The organism is Streptomyces sp. Tek67B01 (assembly GCF_055231995.1).
In genome coordinates this window covers 274,040-294,133 of sequence record NZ_JBUYUY010000001.1, presented here as the reverse complement: position 1 = coordinate 294,133, position 20,094 = coordinate 274,040, and the positions used below count along the sequence as shown (strand labels likewise).

The 20,094-nt window shown below is 68.2% G+C and carries 15 protein-coding genes and 1 pseudogene; 7 read left to right on the top strand and 9 right to left on the bottom strand.

Features of this window, described 5'->3' with window-relative positions:
• Position 1: 1 nt before the first annotated feature.
• Both ACV7NM_RS01480 and ACV7NM_RS01475 read right to left on the bottom strand, forming a co-directional pair.
• Positions 2-769, bottom strand: coding sequence for an ABC transporter ATP-binding protein (locus ACV7NM_RS01480; RefSeq protein WP_463408475.1), 768 nt, complete (start codon positions 767-769; stop codon positions 2-4).
• Positions 766-1,272 carry a PadR family transcriptional regulator gene (locus tag ACV7NM_RS01475; protein ID WP_463408474.1) on the bottom strand — a complete coding sequence of 169 codons (507 nt, stop codon included), beginning with the start codon at positions 1,270-1,272 and terminating at the stop codon, positions 766-768. Before ACV7NM_RS01475 ends, ACV7NM_RS01480 begins: the two co-directional genes overlap by 4 nt.
• Before the next feature lie 166 nt (positions 1,273-1,438).
• On the opposite strand from ACV7NM_RS01475, the gene ACV7NM_RS01470 reads away from it, so the two are divergent.
• From ACV7NM_RS01470 to ACV7NM_RS01450, 5 genes are all read left to right on the top strand, one after another.
• Positions 1,439-2,713, top strand: a complete 1,275-nt coding sequence (locus ACV7NM_RS01470; protein ID WP_463408473.1) for an ABC transporter substrate-binding protein — start codon at positions 1,439-1,441, stop codon at positions 2,711-2,713.
• 217 nt (positions 2,714-2,930) lie between these two features.
• The gene (locus ACV7NM_RS01465; RefSeq protein WP_463408472.1) at positions 2,931-4,613 is read left to right on the top strand and encodes a glycoside hydrolase family 13 protein; all 1,683 of its coding nucleotides are present in this window, start codon (positions 2,931-2,933) and stop codon (positions 4,611-4,613) included.
• A 99-nt stretch (positions 4,614-4,712) separates the two neighbouring features.
• Positions 4,713-6,044, top strand: coding sequence for an ABC transporter substrate-binding protein (locus ACV7NM_RS01460; protein WP_463408471.1), 1,332 nt, complete (start codon positions 4,713-4,715; stop codon positions 6,042-6,044).
• A 10-nt stretch (positions 6,045-6,054) separates the two neighbouring features.
• Entirely contained in the window at positions 6,055-7,386 is a 1,332-nt protein-coding gene (locus tag ACV7NM_RS01455; protein WP_463408470.1) for a carbohydrate ABC transporter permease, read from the top strand.
• Positions 7,383-8,315, top strand: coding sequence for a carbohydrate ABC transporter permease (locus ACV7NM_RS01450; RefSeq protein WP_463408469.1), 933 nt, complete (start codon positions 7,383-7,385; stop codon positions 8,313-8,315). The genes ACV7NM_RS01455 and ACV7NM_RS01450 overlap by 4 nt, the downstream gene beginning before the upstream one ends.
• A gap of 1,031 nt (positions 8,316-9,346) precedes the next feature.
• Here ACV7NM_RS01450 and ACV7NM_RS01445 read toward each other — a convergent pair.
• Positions 9,347-9,709 (bottom strand): hypothetical protein, encoded by a 363-nt coding sequence (locus ACV7NM_RS01445; protein WP_463408468.1) that lies wholly within the window; start codon positions 9,707-9,709, stop codon positions 9,347-9,349.
• Positions 9,710-9,862: 153 nt separating this feature from the next.
• Positions 9,863-10,504, bottom strand: a complete 642-nt coding sequence (locus ACV7NM_RS01440; RefSeq protein WP_463408467.1) for an RlpA-like double-psi beta-barrel domain-containing protein — start codon at positions 10,502-10,504, stop codon at positions 9,863-9,865.
• A 575-nt stretch (positions 10,505-11,079) separates the two neighbouring features.
• Between ACV7NM_RS01440 and ACV7NM_RS01435 the strand changes: the two are divergent.
• Positions 11,080-11,340: pseudogene (locus tag ACV7NM_RS01435) on the top strand (carbohydrate ABC transporter permease); the annotation flags it as partial.
• Between the two features lie 115 nt (positions 11,341-11,455).
• Here ACV7NM_RS01435 and ACV7NM_RS01430 read toward each other — a convergent pair.
• The 5 genes from ACV7NM_RS01430 to ACV7NM_RS01410 form a co-directional block, all read right to left on the bottom strand.
• Complete coding sequence (locus ACV7NM_RS01430) at positions 11,456-12,340, bottom strand: thermonuclease family protein (RefSeq protein WP_463408466.1); 885 nt, start codon at positions 12,338-12,340, stop codon at positions 11,456-11,458.
• A gap of 738 nt (positions 12,341-13,078) precedes the next feature.
• Positions 13,079-13,474: a DUF4232 domain-containing protein gene (locus ACV7NM_RS01425; RefSeq protein WP_463408465.1), complete on the bottom strand. Its 396-nt coding sequence runs from the start codon at positions 13,472-13,474 to the stop codon at positions 13,079-13,081.
• A gap of 522 nt (positions 13,475-13,996) precedes the next feature.
• Positions 13,997-14,926: a hypothetical protein gene (locus ACV7NM_RS01420; RefSeq protein WP_463408464.1), complete on the bottom strand. Its 930-nt coding sequence runs from the start codon at positions 14,924-14,926 to the stop codon at positions 13,997-13,999.
• A gap of 23 nt (positions 14,927-14,949) precedes the next feature.
• Positions 14,950-15,801, bottom strand: coding sequence for a papain-like cysteine protease family protein (locus ACV7NM_RS01415; RefSeq protein WP_463408463.1), 852 nt, complete (start codon positions 15,799-15,801; stop codon positions 14,950-14,952).
• Between the two features lie 1,287 nt (positions 15,802-17,088).
• Positions 17,089-17,445, bottom strand: coding sequence for a transglycosylase family protein (locus ACV7NM_RS01410; RefSeq protein WP_463408462.1), 357 nt, complete (start codon positions 17,443-17,445; stop codon positions 17,089-17,091).
• A gap of 700 nt (positions 17,446-18,145) precedes the next feature.
• On the opposite strand from ACV7NM_RS01410, the gene ACV7NM_RS01405 reads away from it, so the two are divergent.
• Positions 18,146-19,639 (top strand): hypothetical protein, encoded by a 1,494-nt coding sequence (locus ACV7NM_RS01405; RefSeq protein ID WP_463408461.1) that lies wholly within the window; start codon positions 18,146-18,148, stop codon positions 19,637-19,639.
• Positions 19,640-20,094: the final 455 nt, after the last annotated feature.

The window sequence follows — 20,094 nt, the reverse complement described above, 5'->3', positions numbered from 1 at the left end:
CTCACTCCTTCAGTTCGAGTACGCGGGACACCCCGCCGGCCCGCCCGCGGCGTCCGTCGCCGAGCTGGGCGTCGTCGGCGATGCGGCCGTCGAAGAAACTGATGACGCGGTCGGCGGCGCTGGCCATCCGGGCGTCATGGGTGACCATCATGATCGTCTGGCCGCGCTGGTGGAAGCGGGAGAGCAGCCGTAGCACCTCCCGGGTGCCCTTGCTGTCGAGGCTGCCGGCCGGCTCGTCGGCGAGCAGCAGGGCGGGATGGTTGACCAGGGCCCGGGCGAGCGCGACCCGCTGCTGTTCGCCGCCGGAGAGTTCGCCGGGCATCGAGCGTTCGCGGCCTTCGAGCCCCAGTTCGGCGAGAAGTTCGGCGCGGGACTCGCGCGCGGATTTGGGGGAGGCTCCGGCGAGCAGAGCGGGAAGCTCGACGTTGTCGGCGACGGTGAGGTTGGAGACCAGGTTGAAGAACTGGAAGACGACTCCGACGCTGCGGCGGCGGAGCACGGCCCAGCGGGCCTCCCGGTACTCGTCGACGCGCACCCCGTCGATCCACAGCTTCCCGCCGTCGGGCCGCTGGAGGCCCCCGATCAAATGCAGGAGTGTGGACTTTCCGGCGCCCGACGGTCCGGTCACCGCGACGAACTCGCCGGGCTGGACGGTCAGGTCCACCTCGCGCACGGCGTGCACCGGCGTGCCTTCTCCGTGGTGCGTCTTGGACAGGCCCTCGGCCCGAACGATGGGCACGGCAGGAGCGGTCGCGGCGTCCTCGCTCATTCCAGCTCTTCCTGACAGCGTTCCAGCCAGTCGAGGTCGGCCTGCAAATGCAGCATGGCGCCCTCGATCAGCAGTTGTGAGATCTTGTTGTCGCGGTCTTCTGCCGCAGCCAGCTTCGACAGGTCCCGCATCGTGTTGAGGTATTGGCGTCGCTGCTTGTTGATCAACGCGACCGGGTCGGCCAGACCCGACTGAGGCGCCAGGGCGAGTTTCATGAAGAATTCGTCCCGTACCCGGGGCTCCTCGGCGGTGTCGTCGAACCAGGCGAGCACGGCCTCTTGCCCGGCGTCGGTCAGCCTGTACGTGCGCTTGTTGGGCCGGCCCGACTGCTCGACGTCCTCGCCTTCGATCAGACCGCTCTTCTCCAGTCGGCCGAGGGTGACGTAGATCTGGCCGACGTTGGGCTGAGGGTACGCGGCGCCCAAGAGCTTCTCAAGGTCCTGCTTCAGCTCGTAACCATGGGCGGGGCCACGGGTGAGGAGTGCCAGGAGCGGCAGCCGCACTCGCTCCGCCTCCCTCCCGCTCGGTAGTCGCCTGTTCACCCGGCAGTGGCCGGTTGGCTCCGCCTCCTGCCCGTCTGCCTGGACGTCTAGTATCGCCCATGCCTAACGGGTATATATAGGCCCCGATGGTCGGCGACGCAGCCGGATCGTGCATTGGGAGGAACCTATGCGGTGGATGCGTGCCGCGGGTAGGGCTCTCCTGGTCGTGGCGGTGGTGCTGGCTGGGTACGCGGGCTTCGACGTGCGCGCCCGCGACGCCGTGGCTTCCGGTGGCCGGGGCCCCATCACGCTGGTCACGGCGGGAGACCTGACCGGCTACCTCTCCCCGCTGCTCGACGACTGGAACGCCGGACATCCCGCCGAGCGCGTCACGCTCGTCGAGCTTCCGGACTCCGCCGACGAGACCCGTGCCCAGATGATCAGTGAACTGCGATCGGGCCGCAACCGCTTCGACGTGCTGAACATCGATGTCGCCTGGACGTCCGAGTTCGCCGCCGCCGGATGGATCGCCCCGCTCGACCGCAGCCGCTTCTCCCTGGACGCGTTCCTGCGGCCGGTGGTCGACACCGCCACCTTCGACGGCAGGCTGTACGCGGTCCCGTACGTCACCAACGCGGGGCTGCTCTACTACCGCAAGGACGTGTTGGACGCGGAAGGCGAACAGCCACCGCGTACCTGGGCCGACCTTGTCCGCCAGGCGCGCACTATCGCCCCGAAGCACGGACTGGACGGGTACGCCGGCCAGTTCCTGCCGTACGAGGGGCTGACCGTCAACGTCACCGAAGCCGTTCACTCGGCGGGCGGTTCGATCCTGCGCGACGACGGCGCCCGCGTGACGGTCGACTCCGACGCGGCGCGCGCCGGGCTGCGGTTCCTCGCGGACGGCGTTCGCGACGGTTGGATCCCACGGGACGCCCTCGGCTACAAGGAGGAGGAGTCCCGACAGGCGTTCCAGGAGGGCCGGCTGCTCTTCCTGCGGAACTGGCCCTACGTCTACGCGGACGCGAGCGGGGCGGGGTCGAAGGTCGCGGGGAAGTTCGGCGTCGTGCCGTTGCCCGGACCCGACGGGCCCGGCACCAGCGTGCTGGGCGGCTCCAACCTGGCCGTCAGCAGCCGTTCCCGGCATCCGGCTTCGGCGGCCGATCTGATCTCCTACCTCACGAGCGAACGGGTCCAGCGGAAGGTGCTGACCGAGGGCTCGCTTCCACCGGTGCGTGCCGCGCTCTACGAAGACCCCGAGCTGATGCGCGCCTATCCGTACCTGTCGACGCTCCGCCAGAGCGTGCTGTCGGCTGTGCCACGCCCCAAGAGTGCCCGTTACGACCAGGTGAGCCTGGCCGTACAGGCCGTGGCGCAGGACCTGATGGCGCAGCGCGAGACACCCGATCAGGCGGTGGCACGGCTTGCGCGTGAGCTCGCCGGCGTTTCGCGCACCGGCTGATCCCACACGATCCTGAGCGATCCTCTCCAGGGCATCTACCTACATGTTAGGTAGATGCCCTGCTTACTTCCGCTCTGATTTAGGGACTAATCACCCCAACTTTTCATGGCTTTCGGACACATCGTTGACACTCTCCAGTCGCTGCTACCTAACATGCATGCATAACAGCGCATGTCTCAGTGCGCTCTCGCATTCAGCAGAAACAGGTCGACGCGAGATGCTCAGCACCCTTCCGGCCGGCACCGGCCACCCCTCCCGCAGCGTCACCACACCCGACTCCTGGTGGCGCGACGCGGTCATCTACCAGGTCTACGTCCGCAGCTTCCTCGACAGCACCGGGGACGGCATCGGCGATCTGGCCGGCGTACGGGCCGGACTTCCCTACCTCAGGAAGCTCGGCGTCGACGGCATCTGGCTCAGCCCCTTCTACCCGTCGCCGCAGCACGACCACGGCTACGACGTGGCCGACTACTGCGACGTCGACCCCGTGTACGGCGACCTCGCCGAGTTCGACCGGCTGGTGGCCGACGCCCGCCGCCTCGGCCTCAAGCTGCTGCTCGACATCGTCCCGAACCACTGCTCCAGCGAGCACCCGTGGTTCCGCGAGGCCCTTGCCGCAGAATCCGGCAGTACCGCGCGCTCCCGCTTCCACTTCGCACCCGGCCGCGGAGCGAACGGGACGGAGCCGCCCAACAACTGGCGCGCCATGTTCGGAGGCCCCGCCTGGAGCCGGACCACGGGGCCTGACGACACCCCCGGCGATTGGTACCTGCACCTGTTCACGCCCGAGCAGCCGGACTGGAACTGGCGCGACCCGGTGGTGGGCGACGAGTTCGAGCGCGTGCTGCGCTTCTGGCTGGACCGCGGTGTCGACGGCTTCCGCATCGACGTCGCCGCCGGGCTGTTCAAGCACCCCGACCTGCCCGACTCGGACGACCCGGAGGCCGACGAGCGGGCCCGCGACTCCGTCAACCAGCTCGCCTGGAACCGGCCCGAGGTCCACGACGTATGGCGCCGCTGGCGCGCCGTGTGCGAGGAGTACACCACCCGGGACGGCCGCGAGCGGCTGCTGGTCGGCGAGGTGTCCGTACCGACGGCGCGCGAACACGCCGAGTACGTCCGGCCCGACGAACTGCACCAGGCGTTCTTCTTCGACCTGCTCAGCGCCCCGTGGGACGCCGATGCCTTCCGTTCGACGATCACCGAGGCGATGCGCGACATCGCCGACACCGGCTCCACCGTCACCTGGGTGCTCAACAACCACGACCAGGTCCGCACCGTCACCCGCTACGCGGGCGAGCCCGGTGTGGAAGGCAGCGGATTGGGAGCCGCCCGCGCCCGCGCCGCCGCCCTGCTGATGCTCGCCCTGCCCGGCGCGGCCTACGTTTACCAGGGGGAGGAGCTCGGCCTGCCCGAGGTCCTCGACCTGCCCGACGAGGTCCTGACCGACCCGATATGGCACCGCACCGGCAGCCGCAAGCGGGTCCGGGACGGTTGCCGGGTACCGCTGCCCTGGTCGGGCCACGCTTCCCCGTTCGGCTTCAGCCAGGGTGCGGCCGGCGCCAAGCCGTGGCTGCCGCAGCCTGAGTGGTTCGCCGAGCACGCCACTGACCGCGCCCTGGCCGACACCCGCTCCTTCTGGCACCTCTACCGGGAGGGCCTTCAACTGCGGCGCAGCCTGCCGCAACTCGGTGACGGCACCCTGCGCTGGCTTGAGACGCCCCGGCAGGTGCTGGCCATCGTCCGGGGTGACGGCCTGGTCTGCGCGGTCAACTTCGGCACGGAGGCGGCACCCGCCCCCGTCGCGGGAACACCGCTGCTCGCCAGCGGACCCTGCCCGGACGGCGTACTCCCGGCGGCGACGGCCGCCTGGTGGACATCGGAGTACCCGGCTCCCTGAACCAGCGAGCGGCATCCCCGTGAGCCGACGCAACCCCCCTGGCGGTGACGCCGGACGCGACTCCGCCGTCCCGGACCGCTTCCTAGAAAAGGACCCATCATGCAACGACCCGGCAAGACGACCCGACGGACCGCGGCCACCGCGTCGGCAACCCTTCTCCTCGTAATCGGAGCAACCGCTTGTGGCGGTACCACCGCACCCGCGAGCGGTGGCGAACTCAGCGGCCAGACCGTGACCGTGGCAGGTGTCTGGACGGGCAGCGAACAGAAGAACTTCAAGAAGGTCCTTGACGCCTTCACCGAGAAGACCGGCGCCAAGGCGGTCTTCGTCCCCTCCGGTGACAACGTCTCCACTTTCGTCGGAAGCAAGATCGAGGGCGGCAACGCGCCCGACGTGGTGATGATCCCCCAAGTCGGCGTGCTCCGGCAGTTCGCCAAGGAGGGCTGGCTCCAGCCCTTGTCCGACCAGGCCGCCCGGACGGCCGGATCCACCCTTCCCCCGGTGTGGAAGGACTACGGAACCGTCGACGGGACGTACTACGGCCTCTACTTCAAGGCCGCCCACAAGTCCACCGTCTGGTACGCCCCCGACGCCTTCGCCCAAGCCGGAGTCGGCGAGCCGAAGAGCTATGCCGATCTGCTGAAGGCCGGCCGTACCCTCGCCGACTCCGGGCGCCCGGCCTTCGCCGTGGCGGGCGAGGACGGCTGGACCCTCACCGACTGGTTCGAGAACGTCTACCTCTCCCAGGCGGGGCCCGAGAAGTACGACCAACTCGCCCAGCACAAGCTCAAGTGGACCGACGACAGCGTCGTGAAGGCCCTCACCGCCCTCGGTGAACTGTTCAAGGACAAGCAACTCGTCGCCGGCGGTGCCGAGACGGCGCTGCGCACCGACTTCCCTTCCTCGGTCGAGCAGGTATTCGGGCCCCAGCCCAAGGCCGGCATGGTCTACGAGGGCGACTTCGTCGGCGGCGTGGCCAAGGACCAGTTCGGGAAGAAGCCGGGGCAAGACGCCAAGTTCTTCCCCTTCCCGGCGGTGGACGGGGGCAAGCCACCCGTCGTCAGCGGCGGGGACGCGGCCGTCGTCCTCAAGGCGGGGAAGAACGGCAAGGCGGGCATGAGGCTGCTCGAGTTCCTGGCCGGCCCCGAGGCAGCCGAGGTCTGGGCCGGCGCGGGCGGCTTCCTGTCCCCGAACACCAAGGTCGACTTCGGCGCGTACGGCGACGACACCAGCCGCAGCACCGCCCAGTCGCTCGTCGCGGCGGGGAACTCGGTCCGCTTCGACATGTCGGACCAGGCTCCGGCGGCTTTCGGCGGCACCAAGGGTGCGGGTGAGTGGAAGCTCCTCCAGGACTTCCTGCGCGACCCTTCGGACCCGCAGGGCACGGCCGCGAAGCTCGAGGCCGAAGCGGCCAAGGCGTACGGGAACTGAGGCGGACCCCATGGCTGACACCCTGCCCGCCCGCGCCGCGGCCGATGCCCGGCGCCGGGCCCACAACAGGAAACGCCGCCTCGCGGCCGTCTTCGTACTGCCGGCCCTGCTCCTGCTCGGCGCGCTGGTCGTCTACCCGGTCGTCTTCTCCTTCTGCCGCAGCCTCTTCGACGCCAGCGGCGACCGCTTCGTCGGAGCCGGAAACTACGTGGCGATCGTCCACGATCCGGCCACCCTCAAAGCGATCCGCAACAGCGCGATATGGGTCGTCGTGGCCCCGACCCTGCTGACCGGACTCGGACTGATGCTCGCCGTCCTCACCGAGAAGGTGCGCTGGGCGACCGCGTTCAAGCTGACGCTCTTCCTTCCGATGGCCGTCTCCTTCCTCGCCGCGGGCATCGTCTTCAGACTCGCCTACGAGCAGGATCCCAGCAGGGGCGTGCTCAACGCGGTCGTCGTCGGTGTCCACGACACCTTCGAGGACGCCGCCGCCTATCCGACGGCCCGTGTCCGCGAGGGCCAGGCACTGACGGGGAGCGCGGGCGGCCCCTACAGCACAGTGAAAGCGATGCGTCCCGGTGGCTCGGTCAACCTCGGCCTCGTCGGCGTCGCACCTGACGCGGTCCCCGCCGGGGCGAAGCCGGCTGCCGCCACGGCGCCCGGCCCCGACGGTATCGGTGGCGTCGTCTACCTCGACTTCGCCCCTGGCGGCTCCGGAACGCCGGGCGAGGTGGACCGGGGCGAGAAGGGCCTGCCCGGCATGACGGTCGAGGCCGTGCGGGACGGCCGGACGGCCGCGACCGCCACCTCCGCCGCCGACGGTTCCTTCCGCCTCACGGGGCTGGCCGACGGCGAGTACACCCTTCGACTGCCCGCGGCCAATTTCGCGCCCCCCTACCAAGGCGTGAACTGGCTCGGCCCGGCTCTGGTGACACCGGCCATCATCGGCGCCTACCTGTGGGTGTGGACCGGCTTCGCCATGGTTCTCATCGGGGCAGGGCTCGCCGCCATCCCGCGCGACGCGCTGGAGGCCGCCCGGATGGACGGTGCCACCGAGAGCCAGATATTCCGCAAGATCACGGTGCCGCTGCTCGCGCCGGTGCTCACCGTCGTCTTCGTCACGCTGGTGATCAACGTGATGAAGGTCTTCGACCTCGTCTACATCATCGCGCCCGGACCCGTACAGGAAGAAGCCAACGTGCTGGCCACCCGCATGTGGCTGGTCTCCTTCGGCGGAGGCAACAACCAGGGCCTCGGAAGTGCGCTCAGCGTGGTGCTCCTCCTGCTGGTCGTCCCGGCAATGATCTTCAACATCCGGCGCTTCCGAAGGAGTGCGACATGAGCAGCCACGGCACCATCGAGCGCCGAAGGCCCAGGCGTACGACCGCTGTCCCGCCCACCCCTGCCACATCCGGGCCCAAGCCGCCCCGCAAGGGCCGGCTGTCGCGCCTGCTGAGCAGCTCGGCCGTCCAGGCACTGCTGCTCCTGATCGCCCTGGTGTGGATCACCCCACTGGCCGGGCTGTTCCTTTCGTCGATGCGATCCGAACGGGACAACGCCTCCGACGGCTGGTGGAACGCGCTCACCGACCCGTCCCAGCTCTCTCTGGACAACTACACCGCCTTGTTGAAGGATTCCGGCATCGTGGCGGCCTTCGGGAACACCGTCCTGATCTCGGTGCCCACCACCCTCCTGGTGGTCGGCATCGCGGCACTCGCCGGATACGCCTTCGCGTGGCTGGACTTCCCCGGACGGGACGGCGTCCTCCTCATGGTCGTCGGTCTGTTGGTCGTACCCGTGCAGATCGGGCTGCTGCCCGTGGCCAAACTGTTCGGTGCGGTCGGCCTGTTCGGGACCATCCCGGGAGTGGTCCTCTTCCACGTGGCCTACGGGCTGCCGTTCGCGATCTTCCTGCTGCGCAACTACTTCGCCGAGATCCCGGGCGAAATGCTGGAAGCCGCCCGGATGGACGGCGGCACCGAATGGCGGATCTTCACCCGGCTCGTGCTGCCGCTCGGCCGCCCGGCCATCGCGAGCCTGGCCATCTTCCAGTTCCTTTGGGTCTGGAACGACATGCTCGTGGCGCTGCTCTTCGCCGACAGTGAGTCCCAGCCCCTCACGGTCGCCCTCCAGTCCCAGATGCGGCAGTTCGGAAGCAACATCGGCGTCCTCGCGCCGGGTGCGTTCCTGTCCCTGGTGGTCCCGCTGATCGTCTTCTTCGCCTTCCAGCGGCACTTCGTGCAGGGTGTGATGGCGGGCTCGGTGAAATGACGTCCGGCGGGGGCTGCCGGGCGGCCCGGGCCGATCAGGCGGTGCACGGCGGCCCGTCGCGGCTCACTTCTCGGTGAAGACGAGTGGGCACCCCGGCGGGGTTCGTTACCAGAGGTACCGGTTCAGGTCGGTGGCCTGCCTACACCAGGTGGCTGCCGCACCCCAGGGGGAATGGGGGCCGCCGCTGGTGAGACTTGGTCAGGTCGGGGGGTAGCCCATCATTTGATGGGCTACCGGATTCTGCCCGCACCTTGAGTGTTGTGGTGGCTACCTTGGTGAGATCGATGCTTTCGGGGGTTGGTTGCGGTGTCTCCGCGGTGGCCACCGCCACTGCGGCCGTCGTGTCCTTGTCGGCCCAGGCGCACATGGGCACAGTGATTCGGCCGACGTCATCGCTGAGCTTCTCCGCCACCCACCGCTTGCCTCGGCGTCGTCGTGGGGTTGGTGCTCATCGTCGTTGGGGTGAAGACGCGGAACGGTGACAGGCCGACGCTGTGCTCAAAGCCGCACCGCCTACCGGAGCCACAACTCTGCGCGCATGCTCTCGCACCTCGTGAGCGGCCGCAGGTCGGGCTCCATCGAGAGTCGTAGAGGCGACCAGCCCGTGCGGTTCGCCCGACCAGAACCGGACAGACCTTCCGGCTTACGAGCGATACCTGCATTTCTTTTGGGCGAAGTCGTCGCCGCAGGTCCGGATGGCGACAGACCGGAGATCCGGGTCGGTGCCGTTATTCCCGAGCGTTCCCACCAGGGCCGCAACCGGCCCGGCGAGGCAACCGCGGCGGCCGCCCGCCGACATTCGACCGCAGCGTCTACAAGCACCGTAACGTCGTGGAACGGTGCCTCAACGGCTTGAAGCGGTGGTGCGGCATTGCGACCGGGTACGACAGGGCCGCCCAGTTCTGGCGGCCGTCACGCTCGCATCGCTCCTGATGCGGCCGTGACACTCTGACGACAACTGCAGCGAACCCCGCCCGACGGGCGGGCGGCCGGGCGGGCGCGTCGGGCGGGGGCGGGGCTTGCCGTCGGCCTCAGTTGGGGATGGAGCAGTTGGGGTCGGGGGCGTGGCCCGCGGGCCAGGCGATGCCGTCGAAGACGGCGGTCTTGGTCGTCGGGTCGAGATGGACGATGGAGACGGTCTTGTTGTAGGGGTTGCCGTAATGGTCGAGGCAGATCCAGCCGCTGGCGCCCTCGACCCGGTTGTTGCCGTGCAGCCGCAGCCAGCTGTCGGCGACCTCGGAGAGGGACGGCATCTTCACGCCGCCCACGGCGTCGTTGCGGATGCCCGCGATGGCGGTGGAGACCGCGTCGTAGGTGATGACGACGCGGCCGATGGCAACCGCCAGGCCCTGGCTCACTTCGTGACCTCCAGCCTGCGGGACTGGGGCCACCATGCGGGCGAGGCTGGCGTGGCCGATGCACGAGGAGATCGACCCGACCGTGCTGGTCGTGGACCCACGAGGGAACCGACGTTGTGGCGAGGACGGCGTGCCGGTGCCCCGCCACAACATCAGTGTCCCTATTTCGGCTCTGGTCGCTCAGGTCACTCAGCGCACACGTTCGATGCGCGCCCGTCGGATCAGATTCTTGCCGGGCTCCCGTACCTTGTCGAAGGCCGCGTTGTTCAGTAGGGCACAGCTGCCCGACGGGCCGTTCACCGTGACCGTTGTCGCGTGACCGTTGTCGAGGTTCGTCACTTTCAGCTTCGTGCCTACCGGGAAGGTCGCGCTGCTCGCCGCCGGCGCTCCCGCCTCACCCGACAACGTCACCGTCGACCCCGGACACACCACCTCCCCAGTGGCCGGGGGGACCTGAACACCCGCCGAACCCGCCGTACCAGCGCCACCAGCGACGCGCTCGATGCGCGCCCGTCGGATCAGATTCTTGCCGGGCTCCCGTACCTTGTCGAAGGCCGCGTTGTTCAGTAGGGCACAGCTGCCCGACGGGCCGTTCACCGTGACCGTTGTCGCGTGACCGTTGTCGAGGTTCGTCACTTTCAGCTTCGTACCCACTGGGAAGGTCGCGCTGCTCGCCGCCGGCGCTCCCGCCTCACCCGACAACGTCACCGTCGACCCCGGACACACGACGTCGGGGACTGCGGCATTGCCGGGTGCCATCGTGGCGACGAACCCTCCGGTCACCACGGCTCCGGCGACGACAGAGAGCGTGATCTTCTTCTTGTAACTCATGGTCCGCTTCCGGGACATAGGAACTCCTCGATCCGATGGATGCTGGCCCCCTGTCCTTGATACGGGCCGACATCACGAGCGAGGGCAGTCTTGTCAAGGCCTTACAAAAATCCACCCGTGAGGAGTTTTGGGCCCTCCGTGGCATGCCGTGACAGCTCGTGACTCATAGAACACGTGCAAAGAAGCAGGTCACCACCGAAATCACCGCGGAGCGACGCAGTGCGGAGCTCACACCGACGTTCTTGACCGACGCACAGTCGAGAAACCACAGGCAGCGTGAAGGTGTGCTGCTTCGCTCGGTACGCTGTCAGAAGGTCGGCGTAGACCTCTGCCGGAGTGCGGTAGCCGTAGGTCTTGCGCGGACGGTGATTGAGTTCGTGGCGATGGCTGCAGCACATCTCCGAGATGTTCCGCCTCGTGCGCGGCACCGGGCACATCCTCGATGTCCTTGACGTCCTCCACCGCGACCAAGTGGCGCTGCGTATCCACGACTATGCGTTCTCCGCGATAGGCCTCACGGGCCGCCATCCGCGGACCGGCGAGCTGCTGTCCTCGGTGAACCCGTGCGGATCGGGTTGCTGCCCGTGGCCAAGACAATAGTGAACCTGGCCATCTTCCGGTTCCTGTGGGTCTGGAACGACATGCTCGTGGCGCTGCTCTTCGCGGACAGTGAGTCCCAGCCCCTCACGGTCGCCCTCCAGTACCGGATGCGGCAGTTCGGCAGCAACATCGGCGTCCTCGCACCGGGTGCGTTCCTGTTCCTCGGGGGCCCGTCGATCGCCTTCGCCTTCCAGCGGCACTTCGTGCAAGGCGTGATGGCCGGCTCGGTGAAATGACGCCCGACTGGGGGCGGGCGCCCCGGGCGGGTCAGGACGGTGCGTGACGGCGCGGTGCTCCCGCCTGGCGAGGCGACCAGGCTGCGGCCCCAACAGGCAGGGCACCGGTCGCGGTTCACTTCTCGGTGAAGATGATCTCTGTGGCCGGGTGGGTCATCCTCACGGTGTTGTCGGCGGTGACCTCGACGATGTGGTGCAGACCGCTGAAGAGCTTCTTTGTGTCGGGCAGGAGACGGAACTCGTCCGCCCCGCCGGCCAGGTACGCCCGGAAGCGGTCCAGCGACGGATGGTCCGGCGTGAAGTCCAGGTAGTCCTTCAGCCGACGGAACAACTTCGGCAGGAGCACCTGCCCGGTGTGGTCGTCAGTGATCGAGGACATCGCGGTGACCGTCGCCCCGTCGATGGTCTTGTCGATACCGGCGGCCCACAGGCCCACCCCGGCCGCCCGCGCCTGTACCGAGGCGTCGGTGAGCACCTCACGCAAGTAGGAGGGAAGGCCGGAGTAGTAGGTCGGGTAGACCAGACCGAGCTTGAGCAACTGGTAGTTGGCGGTCTTCTTCAGCAGATCGTCGTCGATGTTGGTCTCGTAGCCGCTGTACACGGGTGGGGTGGTCTTGCCGGCGAACGCCACGCACCGGCCGTGGACGTCGCTGCCCCGGGTGAGGATCCAGCCGGGCACGCTCTCGGGCACGGTGACGACGGTCTCGTCCTCCTGGTTGCGAATGACGGATTCGAAGCCGACGAGGGTCAACAGCTTGTCGGCCGCCTGGTGGGCCAGGTCGCGCGGCTGGTGCTCCTCGTGAGGCTTCTGTCCGTAGTGAGTCTCCAGTGCGTCGATGGCTTCCAGCCTGATGCTGACGCGGCCGTCGGCCTTCGGCACGATCGGTTCGCAGCCGGGTACGAGCTTCCAGTCGGCCACGTTGTCCGCCACGAACGGGAGCGTGTCGCCGTCCGGCCTGGCGCGGTCCGTCATCTTGAACGAACCTCTGATCAGCAGCATGGACAAGGCGACTCCCGCAGGCGCTCGGACGAGATCGGTGCACGGCATCGCTACTTTACGTGATTATCCGTCACTTTGGGTATAGGTCAGGGGGGTGGGCGACGGGTTGCCGGTGCATCCGCCGCCACAGGAACAGCATGGGCAACGCCGCCTCGTCATAGGTCTTGGTGGACACCAGGGCCTGCCGCAGATAGGGGCCGCGAATGTGTGGCGACGTGGAGACTTCGGGCCAGGCGGGGGTGGCGCCGCCTGGCCGGATGGGCGGCGCAGGCGGCGCCGAGACGCAGGCGGCGCCGCGCGCCCGCTACGCCACCGGGGGCGTCTGCGGGGATATGCGGGGCACCCGTACATCAGCCGCGAAGTACTTGCGGGACACGCCCTGCAGGCATCGGATCATGCGTACGGCCTGCCCGCCGGATGAGACCACGCACGCTGATGGCCAGTGTCCAGACCAGGAGGGGAAAGGCTGCGACGCGTTCCATCCCTCCCATGCCCAGGCCGAGGTAGTGGCCGGAGAGAAACAGTCCGAAGGCCGTGATCGCCGTGATGCCCAGCAGGACGGTCGCCCAGCGCCATGGGCCGGAAATGGTGGCTGCCAGGGCGAATCCGGCGAGACAAGACCGATGTTGCCGGTTCCCATGATGAGCAGGGCCCCTATGACGTGCTGGTTCACGTCGACATCCGCAGGGGCCAGCCCGGCCAACACGAACCCCGCGCCGGCGCCGGCAAGCAGCAACTTCACGACGGCCGCGCCCGGTCCTCTACGACCACGCCCCGGCTGTTGGTGCGGAAGACTGCGGTCACGGTATCGCCGGGGGAGACGGACACCGTGTTCACCGGCTCGCCGGTGCGGATCGCCGAGGTGCCGATCTGATGATGCCGGACGTCCACGACGCTGACGCCGGGGTATCCGCGCAACGTACACGTGTGGGTTGAGGTGTTGGTGAACAGGATCGGGTAGTAGAGAGACCCGGCGGCGCCATCCGGCTCACCGACGGTAAGGTTCAGGTCGGCTACATGGCAGGTAGGGGTACTCGGCAGGGCTGATGCCTGAGTGGCGCCGACCGAGGCCCCGGTGGTTGCCAGAACGGCAGCGGCAGCGATGGTCGTTGCCCGAATCACTACGTTGCTCATAACGCCAACTCCTCTGTCGGCGAGGGCGACTGCCCGTTTCCGGCGCGACGATTGGGGTGTGTCCAGCACTCTCGTGGACGACCGGTTGAGCGGTACTCCTGCGGCTGGACCCTGTGGGCCTGACGACGCCATTTTACCGCTCCGGGTGCCTGCGGCTTATCGGCGGTCGTACCTGTGGTGGGAGCACAGGACGCAGGGCCCGGGTCCCGAACTGCGGATCGCTACCCAACAAAACGACCCGACGACGGAGTTGAGCGCTCCAGGGGCGGCCTGACTGGCGAGATGTACCCCGCCGGCGAAGGCGGACACCGACCGCCGGCCCGGCCGATCACCCCTGGCGACACGGCTGAATCCGTGCTTGAACGGGTCAAGCGCCGGACCGGAGGTCGTCCGCGCACCGGCTGCGACCTCCTACGGCAAGGCAAGGTCGTCCACGCTCTCCGACCTGCGGTGAGTGCGGATGGTGCGGCCCGAACGTGCCCACATGCCCCGGTGGCCTGCGGCCGGATGTATCCGCACGGGTCAGCGTGTGGCGGCCGTCGTGGCGGCCGTCCGTCGACGACGCGCGTACACCACCCCGCCGACGGCCGCCGCCAGGGTCGCGGCCCCGGCCGCCGACTGCCAGGACGCCTCGGCCAACGGTCTCCCGGACGCGGCCACCGGCTGAGTCGGTTGGTCCTCGACCAAACCGCCGTACCCGCCGGCCAACCCCTTCCGGTCGTACTCGGAGCCGGGCAGCTTGTCACCGTATCGGGCGGTGACCAGCTTCTGGTATGCGGCAAGGGTGAGGGAGCGCTTGCCGCCCAGACCGGTGGTCGCCTCCTCGTTGAGGGGTTCGATCAGTCCTTCGGGGGTGAGCCGGTACCAGGCGTGGATCTGGGGTTCGGTGAAGGTGCGGGCCTGCGGGGTGCCGCGTTCGGCAAGGCTGACCTCTGCGTCCCCGTCCCGGATGCCGGCCAGCTGCCAGCCCTCGGCACCGACGTTCTGCCCTCCGTTGCCCATCCCGGCGGTGTTTCCCTGAGGCGCGAGCAGTACGGCTGCCTGGTGGCCGTCGGAGGCGGTCACGCGGGAGGCGAGATAGGAGAGCCGCAGCGCGGTCTGCGGAGTCGCCTGGGTCTTGCCGGCCACGAACTCGGGGCTGATTTCGAACATCGGCACCGGGTTCTTGAGGTCGAACCTGGGCGGCGCGGCGACTGCGGAGGGTGCGCTCCGGGGGGTGCCGGCGACGCCGCCGTCCGCGGCGGCGGCACTGCCGGGCGGCCGGGCCGAGACCAGGAAGCGGGAGACGGTGTCCCGGAGCTGGTCGCTCCGGAGGGTCTGCTGGGCGGATTGGTAGCCCGCGATGCCGTCGCCGTCCGCAGCCTGTGCGGAAACGTTTCCGCACAGAATGGCGGCGACAGCGGTCGTGGCGAGGGCGGCGGCTCGGACGGCCGCGCGCCTGGTGCGTCGCATGGTCTGCATGGTCGGTCTTCTCCTCAGCCCTGAATGCCGATGCGGGAATGGGTCCACTGGAATGAGGCGTTGTTGACGTACGTGGAGTGGTTCCACCAGGTATAGGTCTGGGTGGTCTGCCACGGGTCACCGACCGCGATCATGTTGCTGGCACTGTCGTAGCCGTAGATGACGTTCATGTGGCCGCCGCCACTGCGCCAGCCGATCCGGACGGCGAACGGCCGGCCTGCGGCGATCTCGGCGGCCGACTCACTGAACGAGGCGTTGCGGTACAGGCTGCGGCCACTGTTGCCCAGCCCCAGCCTGGCCAGGCCGTTGGCCATGTCTTCCAGGGTTGCGGGCCTGTTGTTGCAGTCCACCCAGGAGGCCTGGGAGGCGAGTTGGCAGAACTGTTCCTGGCTGACGGTGCGGCCCCAGTATTCGGCGATGGTCACGCCGGAAGCGTCCCAGCACCACTGCGTCCTGACCTGTTTCTGCATGTCGATCTTGAGCGACTTCGCCGTCGTGGGGGTGGGCTTCGGGTTCGAACCACAGACCGGCAAGCCGGTGGTGTTCTCCTGGATGAACGCATCGGCGATGTAGTAGGAGCCGGTATAGATCCACCGTGGGTTGTTTTCCACGGCGTCGCCGGTGGTCCGGCAGGACATCTGGACCCTGGCACCCACCCTCGAGGAGCCGTTGACCTGGGCCGACAGGGACGGCTTCACCCTATGGTTGACGGTGCTGAAGTTCCCCTGCCCGCCGATGACCGTGCCGCTCACCGCATCGGCCTGTGCGAGGGCACCGAAGCCGAACAGCAGACCGCCGGAGAGGGTGGCGGTGATCGCGGCTATGAGCGCCTTCTTACGGCGGGACGTGCGACGTTTGTGCATCATGCTCCTTGATCCGAAAAGTTCGGGAACTCGCTTGCAGGGCAGCCCGGCCCTCCGGACTGTGCGACGGGCGCCGACGGACACGGCTGCGCCTCGATTCGGCGACACTCTGATGGCTGAGCAACGAGCGGCGCGGCGCCCTTCGGCGGCGCCTCCGGGCCGTGGGTGCAGCTGAGCGTCGGCTGCACGTGGCGGCCGGTGCGTAGCTCGCCCGAATCCGCCCGCCGACCGGTGCCCGCCGCCCGGTGAGCGGCGACCGTCGTTGAGCATGCTGGTCGGCGGAGTCGAAGAATCCATGCCACAGCTTGGGGCAGCCCGCCAGGTTTGGGCTGGGACGCGGATGCGACGTCACCCGGGGAGGCGAGAGCGGGTGCTGCGGTCCGCTTCCTGCGAAGGCGCCTGCGGCCCGCCGGCGCAAGAGAGTTGCCCCCCGGGCCTAACACGCTTCTACACGCAGACATAACCACACCGCTTCCTTCAGTGGATTGGGTGCGGGAATCCTGCCAGAGCGGCAGGGGCAGATTTCAACGCCGTTGCTCTATGTCCGAAGATGTCGCTGATTCAACCATCGGCCGTGGCAAGTGATGGAACGTCAAATTGTGTAAGCGCTAGCGCAGTTGAGGGATGCGTTGATGTTGGTCCAGGCCATCTCGGTGAACTTTCGGATGCAGGGACTTTACTCAAGCTTGATAATCTGCAACCTTTTATTAGACGCACCGTCAAATAATGAAATAGCCCAGAGTGCAGGCGATGTGACTGTCAATCATTTCGGTCACGCGGAATCGCGCCCCGCGTATGCATGCAATAGGACCGAAGGCGGAGACGACCGCGGCGGACCCGAAGCGTCCCGCCGACCACGCGGAAAGGGATGGCGCGGGCCGCTCTCACTGTCTCCGGCGACATGAGAAGACGGACGACTTCGCGTCGTAGCGGCCGGGCCGGTCGGCCGAGTGCTCGCTGCCGAGGTGCACCGGCCGGCCGCGGCTTTCCTCCCGTACCGCACCCAGGGGAACGAACGACGCGTCCAGCCGGTAGGGTGCGCCCGGCCGCACAACTGGCCTTGGTCTGCATCTGCTCGCACCCGTTCGGATCCGTCCGTGCCCGGCAACATGTCGGTGGCCCGGTGCAGGCGGGATCCGGGGGCATCGGGCACGGCCCGCCGCAAGGCCGTCGTCTGTACGCCGACCGTCGTCACGATGTCGACGAATTCCGCTGCCTGCTCCGGAGACGGGGCGTCAAGCGGGCGTGCCCGTGACATCGCGCTCGTGGCCGAGGTTGCCCTGGTGCCTTCTACCGGCGGGCGCAGCTCCAAGCCCCCATGCCCTGCATGGCAGCCAACCTCTTGGCAGTGGTGATCTGCTCCTTCTTCGTGGCCAGGTCGGCTCGGGTGGCGTATTTCCGGCCACCGGCGGCTTTCCAGCTCGATTGGGTGAACTGCAGGCCGCCGTAGTGGCCATTGCCGGTGTTGGCATGCCAATTGCCACCTGACTCGCACTGGGCGATCGCATCCCAGTTGACGCGGGGTTTGGAGGGGCGGATGGCCGCATGGGCGCTGGGATCGGTCAGCGCTGCCTGGTACAGGACCACGGCGCAAAGTAGGGCAAGGATGGCGCTTGCGGTTCGCCGGGTCACTTGGAGATGAGACATGAGTCTTCCTTTACGGTCTGAACGGCCGGCTCACAGATCCGGTCGGCCTGCTTACGGCCGTCAGGCCATGGCGGCAGCACACACGTCTGCCTGCCGATCTCGGCTTGTTTCACGCAGGCGAGGCCGCCGAGTGAGCACTCCCGGGCACAACTGGAGACCTCACTCGTGATTCGGTTATGCCGACCTCTTCGCGGGGACCGGCGAAGCGGGTGGCGCCCGTCGACGGGAGGGGGGTATCGGAGCTCCGGGGGCGGCCGGTCGGCGAGCGGCAGGGAGAGTGTGCGGCCGCAGTGGCGGGGGACGGGTCGGCGCGGTGGTCGGGTGGGGGTGATGGACGGCGCTGCGTTTGTGGTAGGGCGGCCCGCCGGATCGGCAGCGAGGCGACCACCCGGGCCCCGCAGATCAGCCCCGGGTACCAGCTGCCGATGTGAGGCGCCCGTTGCCGATCGGCGCCAGTGGGCCTTCCGAACGTCCACTTGACCGCCGTGTCTCTGCGGCCGACGCGTTGGACCTCAGCTTTTGCATGCGGAACCTCTGCTGAGTGGTTGGCAATTGTCATAGTCCAGTAACGCTTCGCGATGCCGGGCAGGATGTGCTCCATTTAGGTGGTGAAGGCCCTGGTAAACCATGTTTGACCGGTATCTTTTATCATTTCTCGCTCAGTCCGGAGTGTCTGTTCGGGCTTGCCGCCGGTCTCTTCGTGATCCTCTGGTACGGGGCCGATCCGCCGTTCCGGGCCAGGCCTTCGGCGGACGGTGAACTGCTGCTGCAGTTCGCGGCGACGGCAGATACGGCCCGCGCCATCGTGAAGGACGGAGGCGGGTCCAAGCTCTTCCAGGACGGCCTCGTGCTGGACTGGCGCTGGTTCATTCCCGGATACGGAGCGGCCCTCGCAGGGGCCTTCGGACTTGGGCACCTGCTCCTCTACCGGAAGTCCACCCGCCTGTGGGCCCGACGCGCGCTCATTCTCACCCCTGTCGCGCTGGCGGCGGACTGCGTGGAGAACATCTTCCTCTGGAAGGCCTTGGACCGGATCAAGGCCGCCCCGGACGGTCCTTTACTGCCCTGGGTCGGCGTCTTGCGGACGGCCGCGGAGCGTGATCTGGAGCGGGACCTGCAGTGGGCGACCTACTTCGCCCAAGTGAAGTGGGCGCTCGTCACCCCGCTGGTGGCAGCGGCCGCGCTGGTCGTCGTCACCCTCTACTGCCGTCCTGTGCAGGACCCCTCCTTCTTGGAGAGCGCGGGTCAGAACCCTCCCCGTCCCGTCGTCGCCCACACCAATCGGCCCGCCGGCGAGACGGAGAGCCAGCGGAGCCACCCCGACGTGATCCTTCCGCCCGCCGCGCCCCACGACTGGGAGCCCCTGCCCGAGTGGACCGCCCCCGACCCGGCACAACCACACCAGGCCCAGTCTCAGGACCCCGACGACAACACGGTCACCCGTTGGCGCACGCGTGCGTACCAGCCGCCAGGTCGAAAACCTGCGGAGCTCGGCTTCTGCGTTTCCGGCGGCGGTATCCGGTCGGCCTCGATCACCCTGGGCGCACTGCTGGCGCTACGCGGGCAACTGCTCAAGGCGGACTATCCGGTGTCGGTGTCCGGAGGCGGTTACACAGCCGGAGCCCTCCAGCTGGCCCTGACCGATGCCCGGCTCAAGGACGCGGACGGGAACCCTTCGGTGCGGCCAGGCCTTGCGGAGCCCGCCGACGCGTTCGCGCCGGGCAGCCCGGAGGAGGACCACATCCGCCGCCACGCCAAGTACCTGGCCGACACGCCCAAGGAGAGGATGCACGCCGCGGGGGCAGTGCTGCGGGGTATGGCCGTTTCCTTCGGCATGTTGGCGCTGGTCTTCGCCGTGGCAGGACAGTTCCTGAACGCGTTCTACTCGCACCTTCCGCTGACCGACCTGCACCGCTTCATGCCGCAGGCGAAGCCGTCACCGGCGTGTGAAGTTCCGGACGTCTCGAAGTGTCCCGGGCCCCCAGAGGTGTTCCTGCCGTCCTTCGAGTTGTATCCGCACGCCTGGCACCCCGTTCTCGCCCTGTTCGGCCTGGCAGGTCTGCTGTCCGTGGGAGCCGCCTTCGTAGGGGCGCGGGACATGAAGTCCCGCCCCGCCTGGCTGCGCGGCATCGTGAACACGATCGTGGCAATGGCCTTGGCGTCGCCGTCATCTCCATCGTCCTTCCGGCGGTGATCTGGTTCTTCGCCTGGCTCGCGCACGAGCAGGGGGTGGTGTACAACGACGGCAGGGGGCTGTCGCTGCTCGCCGCGCTCACGGCGGCGGCGACTGCGGTCGGCACCTGGTTCACCGTCGTCCACAAGACGGTGAAGGAGCTGAAGCCGGACGGGGACAAGCCGGGCCTGTTCGGCAAGGGTGGTCCGTCCCTCGTGGTTCAGGTCGGCGCCGGCTGGGTGAAAATGCTGGTGTGCTGGCTGGTGCTGCTCCTGGTCGCGTTCTTCTACCTCGCCCTCATGTCCTGGGCCGCCGTTTACGCCGATAGTTGGGACACCTGGTGGAAGGCCGGAATCCCGATCGCCCTGATCGAGCTGTCGCTCGTGATCGACCAGACCACCTTCAGCCTGCACCCCTTACCGACAACGCCTGGCAGGTGCCTTCGCCGTCCGGCGCGCGGTGTTGAAGGACGGCTC

Excerpts from the sequence above, each read along its gene's own strand:
- ACV7NM_RS01480 (WP_463408475.1), bottom strand. The coding sequence starts at position 769 with ATGAGCGAGGACGCCGCGACCGCTCCTGCCGTGCCCATCGTTCGGGCC.
- ACV7NM_RS01470 (WP_463408473.1), top strand. The coding sequence starts at position 1,439 with ATGCGGTGGATGCGTGCCGCGGGTAGGGCTCTCCTGGTCGTGGCGGTG.
- ACV7NM_RS01465 (WP_463408472.1), top strand. The coding sequence starts at position 2,931 with ATGCTCAGCACCCTTCCGGCCGGCACCGGCCACCCCTCCCGCAGCGTC.
- ACV7NM_RS01460 (WP_463408471.1), top strand. The coding sequence starts at position 4,713 with ATGCAACGACCCGGCAAGACGACCCGACGGACCGCGGCCACCGCGTCG.
- ACV7NM_RS01455 (WP_463408470.1), top strand. The coding sequence starts at position 6,055 with ATGGCTGACACCCTGCCCGCCCGCGCCGCGGCCGATGCCCGGCGCCGG.
- ACV7NM_RS01450 (WP_463408469.1), top strand. The coding sequence starts at position 7,383 with ATGAGCAGCCACGGCACCATCGAGCGCCGAAGGCCCAGGCGTACGACC.
- ACV7NM_RS01445 (WP_463408468.1), bottom strand. The coding sequence starts at position 9,709 with ATGGTGGCCCCAGTCCCGCAGGCTGGAGGTCACGAAGTGAGCCAGGGC.
- ACV7NM_RS01440 (WP_463408467.1), bottom strand. The coding sequence starts at position 10,504 with ATGAGTTACAAGAAGAAGATCACGCTCTCTGTCGTCGCCGGAGCCGTG.
- ACV7NM_RS01430 (WP_463408466.1), bottom strand. The coding sequence starts at position 12,340 with ATGCTGCTGATCAGAGGTTCGTTCAAGATGACGGACCGCGCCAGGCCG.
- ACV7NM_RS01425 (WP_463408465.1), bottom strand. The coding sequence starts at position 13,474 with ATGAGCAACGTAGTGATTCGGGCAACGACCATCGCTGCCGCTGCCGTT.
- ACV7NM_RS01420 (WP_463408464.1), bottom strand. The coding sequence starts at position 14,926 with ATGCGACGCACCAGGCGCGCGGCCGTCCGAGCCGCCGCCCTCGCCACG.
- ACV7NM_RS01415 (WP_463408463.1), bottom strand. The coding sequence starts at position 15,801 with ATGATGCACAAACGTCGCACGTCCCGCCGTAAGAAGGCGCTCATAGCC.
- ACV7NM_RS01410 (WP_463408462.1), bottom strand. The coding sequence starts at position 17,445 with ATGTCTCATCTCCAAGTGACCCGGCGAACCGCAAGCGCCATCCTTGCC.